Genomic DNA, 12,086 nt, shown 5'->3' on the forward strand with positions numbered 1-12,086 from the left:
GTATTCAGGGAGGGGTAATACTCAGTTTCGATTATTTGCAGTTGCACTGAAGCACAGTAAAAACCAGCTGCACAGCAAGGCTGCCAAACACGCCGGCATAAAACATGTCCAGCGACAGAAAGTTCAGGTTCATCTGGATGAAGCCATAAACAATGGCCGCGATCAGCATTCCTCCCCACGGAACGACTGAACCATACATAAGAAACCCACCATCGAGTTTGTTAAAGGCTGAGTCGCTAAAGCATACGAGGAACACGCTAAAGAGCAGGCACACTCGCCAGGAGACCCAGCCCATATCACCCACGCCTTTAAGATTGAGCGCTGCCCACACTGTCAGTTCGGTAGTGAATACCAGTGCTGGAATCAGGATATAGCGATAGTTGTGCAGGATTTTGAGTAATGGGTAGCTTGCCATGCTGGCAGACATAAACACTCCAGTGAAATGAATTACAGGAAGAAGGTGATGACACGATACAGAACTCCGATGGTCATCAGGGTTGCAACCCAAATGAGTGCGCCGGCATCGTAGTAAACAGAAGCACCGGTAGCTCCAACAATTATTACCAGCAGTGCAATTGATGCATTACGCTTCATTTCTCTCCGCTTTCCTTGTTACTGTCAGTGGCTTTATGGAGGAACTTCAGGTCAGGTTTCTTTTCTGGCCAGACGGACCTGGCTTCCTCACGATGCCAGTTGCTGACAATTCTGGCCGTCAGCCCTTCTGTTTCAGCCTGGTGCTTCAGGTGTTCCCAGGCAGAAAGGTTCAGGGGTTCATAATCAGAAAGTAACCTGTCGAATACCTCATCCCAGCTTTCGTTGTAACGCGGGATAATTCGCTTAAATATCTTCTGACTCAGAAAAAACCAGGCAATCAGGAAACACAGTGCAAACAATGACGGGCGGAACACTGAAACCGTAGCTACCAGTACAACGATGAAGGTTGCAAGCCAAAGGAAAATGTACTTATTTCCTTGCGGAGTGGGCCGGCCAGCCTCCCATTCAGCAATATGCATCCGCATTTTCCTGAGCAGTGAGTTATTACGCTCTTCATCACGCATTACGGCTTCCCCCACGAAGAGCAGCATCAGAAATGGCGCTGAACTCCGCGTCCAGCCACTGTCTGAGTTCTTCCCGTGTCAGCTTATCCTTGTGAAAAACAGAAACGGCCAGGGTGCGCATGGCATCAATATCAAGCGGCTCATATGCCCGAATTTTCCGCTGTATTTTTTCTTCCCATGTTTCACATGCCTGTAACAATCCGGCGAGAAGAAAAGCTATTCCAACAGCAATGGAAGCCACGGTAAGCCTCTGATTGTGTGACCAGAAGCTAAAAATCAACATCCCTGTAGCGGTTAATCCCCCTACCAAAAATAGCCAGTGGGGTTTTGTGTTTTTTCCTGCGGACCAGTCTTCCCAGTCCCGTTCAATACCCCTCAGAAAGCTAATGCGGTCATCTATGCGTGCTCCCTTCATTTGCTCTCCTTTTCTTCAGGTGTTACGTCTGAAGGTGATGAGTGCAGCTCACGCCATATCCAGCCACCCGGCATGGTTTCAATCAGGAAGTAACCACCTGCAAAGCAGATGAGAAGTCCTGTGAGCTTTACCCATATACTGAAGTGCAGCGCGAACCATAAAATGAATACTGTTACTGTGAATAACAGTATTGGGATCAATCCGGTTGCCGCCCGAAACATTATATTCCGTGCTTTCATCTTCATTCTCTCATCAGTTGATGGTGTCACCGAGGCGCAGCTGGCTGGCCTGGCGGAGAACGTCATCCGGGTTGATGTTGCCGACTGAGGTGGTGCTTGATGCGGTGGTCTGGTTCGCCGGTTGAGGAGTCACGGCGTTCTGCGCGGCGTTGCCGGCTTTCTGCAGTTCCTCTTTCGCTTTCGCGTCCTCGGCGTCCTCGATGGTTTCAAGGCGGAAGCCCTTCTGGAATACAACGGTCACCTGATTGCCGGCACCGATATCAATTACCGGGTGGTACTGCTCAGCGCGTTTAATCCAGTACTGGCTCAGCGTGTCGGCCGCCTTGCTGGCCCCGCCGCCTATGCCCTGCTTAAACACGTCGCCGGCACCGACATCCGCTGTGGCGCCGAGGCCGACGGATGGTGTAGCGGCAGATTTGATACCTTCACCAAAACCTGACAGGAGGCCTGCTGCACCGGCGTAGCCGACAATCATGCCGTTTCGCATGACTGGCTTGCCGCGAATGCCGCCTTTACCCTGGAAGCTGACATGCCCCTGAAACTCCATGTCCACGTGCTTGCCGTTTTTCAGGATGCAGCTGATGGACTGGGTGCGGACGTTTCCGCGTTCGCTGGAGATATCGCCCCACATCTCACCCACAATAAAGCAGCCGTCAGCGTTGAACTCCTTGTTGTTGGGCATCTGAATGTTGCCCTGCAGGCGGATGGTTACAGGACTGGTATTCTGCTGACCGGTGACGCTGGCGTTCGCGTCAGCCCCCTCAATCAGAACAGCATCAGAGAATGAGCCGGAAGGAATCCAGGGTAATTTAGTTGGCTTTTTCTTCAGGCTGTCGTAGCTGAACTTTGTTGTCGACAGGCCACCTGTCATTCTCTGGCCAGAGCCGCCCGGGTAGAACGCTGCGCCCTGCCCCATATTCACACCAGTGGCGGCCGGTGTGCCTGAAGGGGTTACGGTGTATTCGGGTGGCCGGGCCTGACCGCCAGCAACGGGACCGGGGAGTGGTGTTCCGTTCTGGCCAACAGGTGGTGTCTGCTGGCCAGTGGTCTGGTTGCTGCCGGGGGCTTTCGTTAGCTGGTCATTCAAGCGCTGTATTTCAGCGTCCTTCTCGGCCAGCTTCTGCTCGGTTGTGAGCTTGTTCTGCGCGAACTGCTGAGCAAGCGTGGCAAGGTTTTGCTCAAGAGCGGAGGTCTTTGCCTGCTGCTGTGTCAGCGCGGCATCGTTGACCTGTTCGTTAAACGTCGCGGTCACAACGCCGGTCAGGTTTGGTGTTGCAACCGGTGCGGGTTGCTTTTGTTTTTGCTGGTATTGCCCGTACCACATTACGCCGCCTGCTGCAGCTGCGCCGCCAATGATGACGGCGGCCAGGATGGCCAGTTGCTTGCGGCGGGTTTTCAGGTTTTCATTCAGGCTGATGGTCATGAGCGGGCGTCTCCGTCATCTGAAAACACAATCCAGGCATAGCCCTCACCGCCAGCGTAGAGCTGATTCTGCGACAGCATTACGGCCCGGACGCCCTTGCGCCAGAAATCGCGCTCGCGGAGGCTGCGGGTGATGCTGCCCGGGTTGCTCATCCGGAAGCGAACAACCCGCAGGTGGTTGCCCACAAACTGGCGTTCAGGCGTCAGGCGTACATCACTGGCGGGTGTGTAAGCCGGCATGCGGCTGACCGGGTATTCCCGGTAGTCGTCCGGCACCTGGCCATTGACTGCGGCGCGGGATAGCGCAACCAGCGTTTTTTCATAGGTCTGCCCTTCTTCCCATGCCTTCGCATCGTCGTTCTTGCGAAGTGGTGGTGACATCGGGGTGAAGCGCAGTGTTTTGCCGTTACCCGGCTGCGGCCTGACGTTCAGGCTCAGCGATGAACCGTGGTCAGTCTGGATAAACAGGGTGAAGTTCTGGCCGACAAGCGGAGACAGGATAAGCGCTCCGTCCTCGGTCTGGCTCTGGTCATACGCACCGGTTGGTCCGCTGATGCTGGTAATGAGTTCTCCGTCTACAACAACCTTGCTCGGGTTGGTGTTGCTGAGGGTGACGTTAAAGGCGGCGTCGTTCTCAAACGGAATGGCTGCGGGTGCGGAAGCGGCCCTGAGGCCGCTGGTAAATAATCCCGCTGCCAGAAACACAGCAGCAGCTGCCGGTGAAATGCGAAATTTCATGGGCAGTCCTGTCAGTTAGTGGACGATACCGGCTTGAGTTCTTCAAAGTTGTGGAGGTTAATCACACCGTTGTCATAACTCAGTTTCAGTCGGTAGGTTTTTTCCTGGTCTTTCAGTGGCGTGATGATTGCGCCGTTTGTGGTGGAGGATTTCAGTACCCCGCTGTACTGCACGGAGCCATCATCCATGACGCGAATTTCTTTCGTGTCGAACTGGGTGGTGATGCCCGCTTTCTGGATGCGCTCAGTTTCTATGTCCAGGGCTTTCTTGAGTACGTCCCGTTCGGCGGAGGGGACAAATCCAAGAATCATTTTCTGGTTATGTTCGATGTTTTCCGGGGTAACGTTGAGTCGCCAGTAAATAAAGGAAGCGGCGAACTGTGTCAGACCGGTCGCATCGACACTTTTAGAATCTGATGCAAATGGGCGGTTAAACGTTAACGGCGTGGTGATGGTTTTCTGGGTTGTGGCGAAATACCATGCCAGTGACCCTGTCAGTACATTCCCTGCGCTCATGAGTAAAGTTAAAGCTGAAAGACCAATAAACGCATAGCGGAGTTGTTTATCGCGCTCTCCTTTAATATTCAGTTTCATGAAAAACTATGCCCTCCAGTGCCGGAAACTTGAGTCAGGTATCTGGCGAAAGGTTACTTTGAATAAAAGTGATGGCAGGTGCCAGTAGCAGAAATTAAGCAACCAGTACGACCCCTGCCCTTTTTTCAGATATCTGACGATGAACCAGAGGATTCCCGCGATTACACCAAGTTCGAGTGACAGGTTGTTAAGCACCCCCAAAACTAAAAGGGGTGCGGTAACAATCAATTCGTCAATCGGTAAGCCTAAATAGCGGTTCTGCTGGTTCATTGTTTCCGGGAAGTTATATTTATCTCCTTCCCCGTTCATCATTTAGCTCGCGATACCGAAGGCGACACGGGTAAAGATGATTGCCATAACGATACCGACGAATACCAGTGGTGAGCGGGCCTTAATGTAAATAAACAGGCCCATGATGATTTCGGCGATGTAGAACCATTTAACCAGTGATGAGCCGGAGCCGAAGGTGGAATTAACCGTGGCGTTCTGCGAGGAAAGAAGGTCGGTACCAGACGCGAATGCCGGGTGAGTGACCATAAGTGCAATTAAAAAAGCGCCTGCTGACTTTAAGTAAAATTTAGCCTGGCGATTTTCGCGTGCTTTGCGGAATAAAGACGCTACCGCCCATCCCTTACCGACGTTAAGGGCACTGCCTTTGGTTAACGTGTTTGTTTTCTCCGAAGTAAACAAAAGTGAATCGCGTAAGTGCTTGTTTACGCGGGCGCAATTGTCCCATGACCCTAAAAAAAAAAAACTGTGACGCATATCACACTTTTTGTAACCATTCAGATTTATCCGAATATGTAAGTGGGTAGGCTTTGTTGACCAGTAAGTTCGGAAATGGCCTACGGGATCTATAGCTATGAAAGTAAAAGAAAAAATGTGGGATGGTCGCGGCCGTCCACGCAAGTTCCAGCCAGGTGAGGCGGTGGAGTGGCGATTGCGTGCACCGGATAATCTGCTTATGGAGCTGAGAATATGTGCCAGAGCTGGCAACAGAAGTGTGAATGAGGAAATTATTGCCAGGCTTTTGTTGTCGCTGAATTATCAGCCCGGCAAGCCTGTCATTAAAACTGCGGAGGGTGAACGGCTCATTGCTCTGGCGGTGAGATTTGAAGAGTGGCTAGGGCAATTACTTGATGGTGAATCTCTTGATGATGCTGGAGAAATTAAATCCTCGCCCAAGCAGGAGCAATTGTGGATGTGGCGTGAGGGTGAAAGAGTTTTGCTTCCGGGGAAAACAACCGGATATAGCATGCGAATTCCTGAAAACCTTGCAGATGAAATCAGGGCAATGGCGAAGGTGCATAACCGTAGTCTGAATGACGAAATGCTCACCAGGTTAATGAATACGCTTGGATATTTTACTGAGAGATTGCTTGACCAGAATGAGGATGCGCAGGCGCTGAAAGTGTTGTGTATGGAATTTGAAGTTTTTTTAAAAGAAAAAATCACGGAGGTGGAAAAGGAAGACCTTCCGTGGGATGAGGGTGAGCCTCAGTGATCGACAGGGCCGGAAAAGTCCGGCCTGAAACCAATAATTAATCCGTCAGGAAGTGGTCTTTTTCAGCCTTATCTTCTGCATCGTTAATCGAGCTGATGTTGGCATTTATCAGTTCTTCAAGCTTCACTCCAGAGTCTGGCCCCTTCATCGTGACAAAGATATCAGAGACAAGTGCGGTGAGAATCATAATACCTTCACGTGAGCCAGAGACTTTCTTAATGAGGTCGCGTCGGAAACCATCGAGATCGAAAGTTGAGCCCTCTTCCTTTGATTTGTATACCATCAGTCCGAGTCGAACTAATTCGTTGACTATTGAAGAATAGTTCATGTCAGACGTTGTTGCGCCCTTTTGTAACTCAATCTCAAGAATATCATTTATTTCTCTGTCAATTTTATCTTTAAAGTAGATGTTCTTTCTTGGCATGATATTTTCTCAAAAATTTCATGCAGTGCCTGATGCGGCACTGCAATGCTACTTATATGTCAGTTTCCGGAGTTACGTTGTTCTGTAACTTACTGAGGATTTGCGTGAATCTGGCTTTTGGATGTGTGCTAATCCGGCACTGTCATGTGTGTGCATCAGGCACCACCATGTGTGTGCATCAGGCACTGTGATGTGTGTTCATCAGGCACTACCCATTTTTAAGTTACTCTATTTATTGAATACACACAATCCCCACACTCAGCAGTGCTGGATTAGCACACACTACAGTGCTTGATTAGGCACTGTAGTGTGTGGGGTTCAGGCACTGCAATGTGTGCTGATGCACACACCTTTATCGTTCACACAGCATAATTCCGCATAATAAGCACAGGTATACATCTGAATTAAAAGAAAAAATCTGCAAGACGAAGTCTTGCGTGGGGTGTGATGTTTTAAAGGGTTAGTAAAGAGCGGCATGTTAATACCGGCTACTGCTCTGACATGTTTATTTCGGGCAGGTGTTAAATCCCCGCAGGAAAGCGCTCACGCGCGTTTGTAGTGAATTTACTTGATTACGACGATCCGCCGGGGTATTTTTTAAAGCGCCTCTCCAGGGCCCGTTTATTTCGCTAAAAGGCCAAACCATGAAAATATCGTTACTACCTGCTGCTTTGCTGACTCTTTCACTATCTGCTGGCGCAGCTCCGCAGATGTGCTTTGATCAGGCCGGGAAAGATTATCAAATTGATCCGCTTCTGCTTATGTCAATTTCGATTAAAGAGAGCCATCTGGTACCAGATGCGATAAATGGATCAAACAGGAATGGGACAGAAGATGTCTGTGGGATGCAGGTGAACAGCTCTCATTACGGTAAACTTAAAAACTTCAATATTACCCGTGAGCGCCTGTTAAATGATCCATGTATCTGCGTTTATACGGGTGCATGGATACTGGCGCACAACTTCAGGTCATACGGAAAAAACTGGGACAGCGTGGGGATGTATAATACGGGGCCGAGTAAAAAGCTCATTACGCAGCGCAAGGCCTATGCACAGGATATCAAAAATATATATCGCGTATTACTGGCCAGAAAAAAGTTACTTTCTGAACGTCTCGCGCCTGCTGCGGGTAAGGAGCATGAGATAAAAACTACAGAAACAGCATCGCTTAACGGCGGGCAGTAAAAAGCCGCTCTGTTGAGCGGCTTAATTTTCAGGCCTTCAGTTTTGCAAACTCCTCCGCCATTTTCCAGAGCACCTGATTTAATTTGATGTCACCATCTATTCCGGTGACTTCCCGCGTTCTGGTCATCTTCCCTTTTTCCGTTCTGCCACGAATTCCCCCACGGATCACATTTTCCTGCACCACGTTAAACGTGGTCCATAAATCCTGGCCTCTGTCGAGCACACGGCGAGGGTTAATAATTTGCTCCGGTGTAATCGGCGCTGGTTTTCCATCGTATTTAAGTTCCAGGGCGGTCGCACCAAAAAGGCGCTGCTCAGGCAAAGTGAGCTGAATGCTTTTCATGAGGTCAATATTTTCATCAACCGCGTCGAATGTTTTCAGCACCGTGTAAGCGCCTTCAATAACCTGCCCGACAATATCCCCTTTGTGGGGCACACGGATTTCACCAAAATCCTTCCATGCAACCAGACCATTACTGCAAACCTGACGGAACATACCGGGGATCATTTTATAGCTGCTTGAACCATCATGGCTATTCAGCAGAATAATTTCCGGTACTTCTTTTCCGTTAATCTGGTCATGACGGCGCAGGCGAAGCATATGCTTTGTGAAGTCGCGTTTATCCTGGTCACGTGTACGTGACTGAGTTGCATAATATGGCTGAAAACCTTCATCACGTAAGCGATCAAGAATGTTAATGGTCGGGATATACGTATAACGTTCAGAGCGTGAATCGTGTTTATCCGATGAGAACGCGCTCGGAACGATGAGCTGTAATTCATCATTCGTCAGCGGACGGTCTTTGCGGATCGAGGTAGGCATACGATAGCGGCTTGCGAAACTGACCATTTTTATTTACTCCTGATTATTTAGTTAAAGATGAAGAAATAACGCGGTAAAAATTATCCAGCGGCATTGCAGCTGCCACAGGGCGACCATCTACAACCCAGACAGAGATATAATCCGGGCATTCGTCATTTATTAACGTCAGCTCAGTGGCATTCTCTGGCGGCGTAAAAATTACCGGTTGTGGCTCCCCTTCCGATGCGGCCAGGACCCAGCAAAACAGATCCGTAAACTGGGACGTGGTGAGGTTTGAATCACATCTTCCGGTAGATTCTTGAGCGGCGGTTTTGACGTTGACGTTTCGTGTGTGCATCCTGGTTTTCTCCTGTGGTGATGGCAGTCCATCTCCCTGGTGAGTTCTCTCGCGGCAAAGGGCAAAGGAGCAACGGCGAAGGGCGGAAGGAAAGGGGCGGAGACAAAAGTTTTTGCGGCACGCAAAAAGTTTTGGCGGAGTGCATTTCACCCCTTGGATGACGACCCGACGGTGCTACAAGCAGCCCTCCGCGTGAGGACACACGGGGGATGGCTTCACCGGGTGAACAGGATGCACGCACCCGACACGTCGGAACGGCGTGGCGGCCTTAAAGCGACGGCATCAGCCGGCGCGGTGAAGGCGTTCCGGACGGCACGGCCGGAGAAGCCGCAGCCTTTGACCTTCGCCATCAGACCCTAGCCGTATGGCCCGAAACCCGAAGGGGTTCGGCGGAGCCTGGCGGGTGCGCAGCGGCCGCCCTGGCGGAGTGGGGCTCGACGACCGGGCAGCAGCGCTGGCCGGGAGCCGAAGGGGGCCATCACCCTGCCCTGTTTTCAGGTTATGGCCACTGAGCTGCAGCAGAGAAAGTTAACCAGCAGGATGCTGGCTATGCTCGCAGGTAAGGAGTGAAGCACAGCAACGGGGAACGGCAGGAGCGCCGGAGGCGCTTTCGCCCTCCCCGTTTCCCCGAAGGGGATGCGTTTTTTTGCGGTTGCCCTGATGGTATCCATCAGGGCACAGACTCCCGATCAAACAGGTTCTTCGCTGTCCCCTCCGTTTTCCTGCTCATAGTGCATCATGGCCATATTCAGCAGGGCATTAAATCCCTCGATGCCAGCCCCGTCCGGCTCGCACTGTTCGCACAGGTGCAGCAGATTGGCCAGAAAATCCGTGATGACAGTTTGCACGCTTTCGCTTTCCCTGTTCAGCCCGGTTTTACGGGTAAATTTCCAGAGCACATCTGCAGCCAGCGCGGCGTGATCGTCGTTGCTGCGGATTTTTATCGGTTCAGCCTGGCCTTGCAGGCGTTCTGCCATCGTCTCCAGCACGGTGGCCGGAACAGCGTTCAGTGTGTTGCTTGTCATTTTCTCTCTCCCTGCGGCAGGTCTGCCCTGCCGCTCTGTCAGTCAGGCGGCCACGGTGGCCAGAAATTTTTTCATTGCATCCAGACGACTGCGAAATGCCAGACGGCCCTGCCAGTCATTGAAGTAATAAACAGGGGTGTAACGCACTCGGTTCGCTTTCAGGGTCAGCGTATTACCGGTCACGACTTTCGCGGGTATACCCAGCAGTGCCAGCTGGATAAAGGCCATATCTGCCACCATTGGATCGATGTCAGTGCAGGTGGCATACAGCTGTTGTGAAGGGTTATATCCCGCTTCAGCCATCCAGTATGCAAAGGCAATGACCATTCCGGCGCTACCACAGGCAGGCTCATCGAGCGTCATCCACCCCTCACGCTTTATCGTCTCCTGAGCGCCGGGCATGAGTAGTCCGGCCATCAGGCGGGAGATGCAGGACGGGGAGAAATACTGCCCCATTTCGTCCGCGCCCAGCTCCTGCTCCATATACAGAGCGCCGAGGAAATCATGAATGTCACCCGCCAGCCCCTCCACCAACAGGCAGAACAGCTGCTTCATGGCGTCCAGATCGTCCGGCTGATACCGTTCGCAGATGCGACGGCTGTTTTCGATGTTCTCCGGCGAGCGAATACGGGCCATATCCAGCTCGCTGGCTGCGAGGGTGATGAAGTCGCGGAACACTTCGGAACGGCGCATATTTTTCGCCATCTGACGGAAGACACTGGCGAATTCTTTACGCGCCTCAGCTGGCGACAGCATCCGGGCCGGTGCGGAAGCCCGCGGCTGCGGATCAGCCTGGTCGGCCAGGAACAGGGATTCAAAACTCAGTTGTGACATGGTTTCTCCTTACCGGCCGCCCGCAGGCGGCCGTCTCCTGTTAAGCCAGTCCAAGCGCCGGGTAGACGCTGACAGCCAGACCACAGTCAGCATCGGTGGCGTAGCCCGTTTCGGCATTTACCACGGACAGGAACGGCTGCCACTGTGAGAAGCGCAGCGCGGGTACGCGAGCGCGTTTTCCGGCGCGGAGGGCATTTACAAATGCCTTCGCCTGTGCGACAGTTTGCGGGTCAAATTTCACGATCAATCTCCTTACTTTGGTTGTGATTGCCGTATCTCGTTTTGGTCGGCCAGATACGGCGTTGAGAAAGCAGGGGCAACCCTGCTTTTTTAATGCGCGGAATTCAGCGGCGCATCGAGACAGAAACGGGCGATCACGTCGCCAATCAGCTCCCGGTGATGGCGGGTGTGCAGGTCGTGGCACTCAAAGAAGCGCTCGCCGTACCAGACAAAAATCGCGGTCACATCCCCACCTGTAAACTCCATCGACTTGAACGACTCCCCGCCATACCCTCTGCACCAGTCCACTGGCGGCAGTGTTTCCAGCTGGTCGATGTAGCGGGCTTCGGTGATTTCCGCCCAGGGACGGCGATAGCCGTCATTCTGCTTTTCCTGTACCAGAGTCGCGGGGATCAGCTCCGCATCCGGATAGAGACGGCGCAGGGATTCCAGCGTTTTCGCTTCACGCTGAGTCACCCACTGCCCGTCCAGCTGTGTTGCGCGGTCATAAACGGCGTTATGAGACGGAACGAAAAAGGCCATTGGTGCAGCGGTCGGAGGATTAACGTTCATCTTTCAGGCTCCTGTTTGATTTAGTTCCGGGCGGTAACTGCTATACAGCACCGCATCGGGTCGAAGGAAAATCCGGGTTACTGAACGCCCAGACGGCGGAACATATCGGCGATAATGTTTCTGCGGGTATAAGAAGCACCTGCAGCTTTCAGATCCTCCAGAACGTTCCATGAATAGCTCGCCTCATTGCCATAAATCGCAATGAGAGAGGCTGTTTTAGGCTCCGGGCCTGACATATGCCCATTTCCGGAACAGGCCTTTGCGGTCGGGGTGTTAACGCTCATGTTTCTGGCTCCTGTCTGATGAGGTTCCGTGCGGCGGGTGCCGCACGGGGTGAACCGGATTTAAATGTCGATACCTGCGCGCTCGATCAGGCGCACAAACTGTTTGAAGTGGTCTGCTTCAGCCACATGGATATGGCGGAACTGTTTATCGACGCCGCTGCTGAGGGCGTAGAAATAGGTGCAGCGCATCGTTTCGGGGCAGTTTCTGCGCAGTTTCTTCAGCTCTGCAAGGCTGCTGAACTCCAGAACGTCCGATTCCTCCTCAGAGTTTTTTTTCGTCTCAGCGACGAGGATCGTGTACGACACGGTTTTTCCCCCCATCTTTCTGGAAGATTCTTGAGCGGCGGTTTTGACGTTGACGTTTCGTGTGTGCATCCTGGTTTTCTCCTGTGGTGATGGCTGGCCATCTCCCTG

The 12,086-nt window shown here is 52.2% G+C and carries 21 protein-coding genes; 2 read left to right on the top strand and 19 right to left on the bottom strand.

Going from position 1 to position 12,086, the window contains the following annotated elements; genetic code table 11:
* Positions 1–31 precede the first annotated feature (31 nt).
* Genes C6A40_RS23175 through C6A40_RS23215 form a run of 10 tightly spaced genes read right to left on the bottom strand, consistent with a single transcriptional unit; the run spans position 32 to position 5,155 of the window.
* Positions 32–427 (bottom strand): hypothetical protein, encoded by a 396-nt coding sequence (locus C6A40_RS23175; RefSeq protein ID WP_114191433.1) that lies wholly within the window; start codon positions 425–427, stop codon positions 32–34.
* Positions 428–447: 20 nt separating this feature from the next.
* A complete protein-coding gene (locus tag C6A40_RS25050) occupies positions 448–594 on the bottom strand; it encodes a hypothetical protein (RefSeq protein ID WP_161958640.1) in 147 nt (48 codons plus the stop codon).
* On the bottom strand, positions 591–1,058 hold the full coding sequence (locus C6A40_RS23180) for a hypothetical protein (protein WP_126297368.1): 468 nt from the start codon (positions 1,056–1,058) through the stop codon (positions 591–593). Before C6A40_RS23180 ends, C6A40_RS25050 begins: the two co-directional genes overlap by 4 nt.
* The gene (locus C6A40_RS23185) at positions 1,051–1,473 is read right to left on the bottom strand and encodes a hypothetical protein (RefSeq protein WP_039265196.1); all 423 of its coding nucleotides are present in this window, start codon (positions 1,471–1,473) and stop codon (positions 1,051–1,053) included. The genes C6A40_RS23180 and C6A40_RS23185 overlap by 8 nt, the downstream gene beginning before the upstream one ends.
* Entirely contained in the window at positions 1,470–1,718 is a 249-nt protein-coding gene (locus tag C6A40_RS23190; protein WP_236118718.1) for a hypothetical protein, read from the bottom strand. The genes C6A40_RS23185 and C6A40_RS23190 overlap by 4 nt, the downstream gene beginning before the upstream one ends.
* Before the next feature lie 7 nt (positions 1,719–1,725).
* A complete protein-coding gene (traB, locus tag C6A40_RS23195; RefSeq protein WP_114191441.1) occupies positions 1,726–3,129 on the bottom strand; it encodes an F-type conjugal transfer pilus assembly protein TraB in 1,404 nt (467 codons plus the stop codon).
* Positions 3,130–3,131: 2 nt separating this feature from the next.
* Complete coding sequence (traK, locus tag C6A40_RS23200; RefSeq protein ID WP_114191434.1) at positions 3,132–3,872, bottom strand: type-F conjugative transfer system secretin TraK; 741 nt, start codon at positions 3,870–3,872, stop codon at positions 3,132–3,134.
* Between the two features lie 11 nt (positions 3,873–3,883).
* Complete coding sequence (locus C6A40_RS23205; RefSeq protein ID WP_114191435.1) at positions 3,884–4,465, bottom strand: TraE/TraK family type IV conjugative transfer system protein; 582 nt, start codon at positions 4,463–4,465, stop codon at positions 3,884–3,886.
* 6 nt (positions 4,466–4,471) lie between these two features.
* The gene (traL, locus tag C6A40_RS23210) at positions 4,472–4,774 is read right to left on the bottom strand and encodes a type IV conjugative transfer system protein TraL (RefSeq protein WP_023327727.1); all 303 of its coding nucleotides are present in this window, start codon (positions 4,772–4,774) and stop codon (positions 4,472–4,474) included.
* Positions 4,775–4,777: 3 nt separating this feature from the next.
* Positions 4,778–5,155: a type IV conjugative transfer system pilin TraA gene (locus tag C6A40_RS23215; RefSeq protein ID WP_114191436.1), complete on the bottom strand. Its 378-nt coding sequence runs from the start codon at positions 5,153–5,155 to the stop codon at positions 4,778–4,780.
* Positions 5,156–5,327: 172 nt separating this feature from the next.
* Here C6A40_RS23215 and C6A40_RS23220 point away from each other — a divergent pair, with 172 nt between their 5' ends.
* Positions 5,328–5,969 carry an Arc family DNA-binding protein gene (locus C6A40_RS23220; RefSeq protein WP_048209991.1) on the top strand — a complete coding sequence of 214 codons (642 nt, stop codon included), beginning with the start codon at positions 5,328–5,330 and terminating at the stop codon, positions 5,967–5,969.
* Between the two features lie 37 nt (positions 5,970–6,006).
* Here C6A40_RS23220 and C6A40_RS23225 read toward each other — a convergent pair whose 3' ends face one another.
* Positions 6,007–6,393, bottom strand: a complete 387-nt coding sequence (locus tag C6A40_RS23225) for a relaxosome protein TraM (protein ID WP_045620741.1) — start codon at positions 6,391–6,393, stop codon at positions 6,007–6,009.
* A gap of 644 nt (positions 6,394–7,037) precedes the next feature.
* Here C6A40_RS23225 and C6A40_RS23230 point away from each other — a divergent pair.
* Positions 7,038–7,577: a lytic transglycosylase domain-containing protein gene (locus C6A40_RS23230; RefSeq protein WP_045354834.1), complete on the top strand. Its 540-nt coding sequence runs from the start codon at positions 7,038–7,040 to the stop codon at positions 7,575–7,577.
* Between the two features lie 28 nt (positions 7,578–7,605).
* Here the strand turns inward: C6A40_RS23230 and C6A40_RS23235 are convergent, their stop codons facing one another.
* The 8 genes from C6A40_RS23235 to C6A40_RS23275 all read right to left on the bottom strand — a co-directional run bounded on the left by C6A40_RS23235 (position 7,606) and on the right by C6A40_RS23275 (position 12,047).
* Positions 7,606–8,427, bottom strand: a complete 822-nt coding sequence (locus C6A40_RS23235) for a DUF932 domain-containing protein (RefSeq protein WP_045354836.1) — start codon at positions 8,425–8,427, stop codon at positions 7,606–7,608.
* Between the two features lie 16 nt (positions 8,428–8,443).
* On the bottom strand, positions 8,444–8,737 hold the full coding sequence (locus tag C6A40_RS23240) for a hypothetical protein (RefSeq protein ID WP_048209990.1): 294 nt from the start codon (positions 8,735–8,737) through the stop codon (positions 8,444–8,446).
* A gap of 689 nt (positions 8,738–9,426) precedes the next feature.
* The gene (locus tag C6A40_RS23250; RefSeq protein ID WP_114191437.1) at positions 9,427–9,762 is read right to left on the bottom strand and encodes a hypothetical protein; all 336 of its coding nucleotides are present in this window, start codon (positions 9,760–9,762) and stop codon (positions 9,427–9,429) included.
* 42 nt (positions 9,763–9,804) lie between these two features.
* The gene (locus C6A40_RS23255; protein WP_114191438.1) at positions 9,805–10,596 is read right to left on the bottom strand and encodes an N-6 DNA methylase; all 792 of its coding nucleotides are present in this window, start codon (positions 10,594–10,596) and stop codon (positions 9,805–9,807) included.
* A gap of 40 nt (positions 10,597–10,636) precedes the next feature.
* Positions 10,637–10,837, bottom strand: a complete 201-nt coding sequence (locus tag C6A40_RS23260; protein ID WP_013087182.1) for a hypothetical protein — start codon at positions 10,835–10,837, stop codon at positions 10,637–10,639.
* An 89-nt stretch (positions 10,838–10,926) separates the two neighbouring features.
* A complete protein-coding gene (locus tag C6A40_RS23265; RefSeq protein ID WP_114191439.1) occupies positions 10,927–11,388 on the bottom strand; it encodes a hypothetical protein in 462 nt (153 codons plus the stop codon).
* A gap of 77 nt (positions 11,389–11,465) precedes the next feature.
* Complete coding sequence (locus tag C6A40_RS23270) at positions 11,466–11,624, bottom strand: hypothetical protein (protein WP_226878501.1); 159 nt, start codon at positions 11,622–11,624, stop codon at positions 11,466–11,468.
* Positions 11,625–11,732: 108 nt separating this feature from the next.
* On the bottom strand, positions 11,733–12,047 hold the full coding sequence (locus tag C6A40_RS23275) for a hypothetical protein (RefSeq protein ID WP_112020745.1): 315 nt from the start codon (positions 12,045–12,047) through the stop codon (positions 11,733–11,735).
* Positions 12,048–12,086 lie beyond the last annotated feature (39 nt).

Origin of the sequence: Enterobacter sp. GER_MD16_1505_Eko_090 (assembly GCF_003331015.1) — a bacterium.
Classification (GTDB): domain Bacteria; phylum Pseudomonadota; class Gammaproteobacteria; order Enterobacterales; family Enterobacteriaceae; genus Enterobacter; species Enterobacter roggenkampii.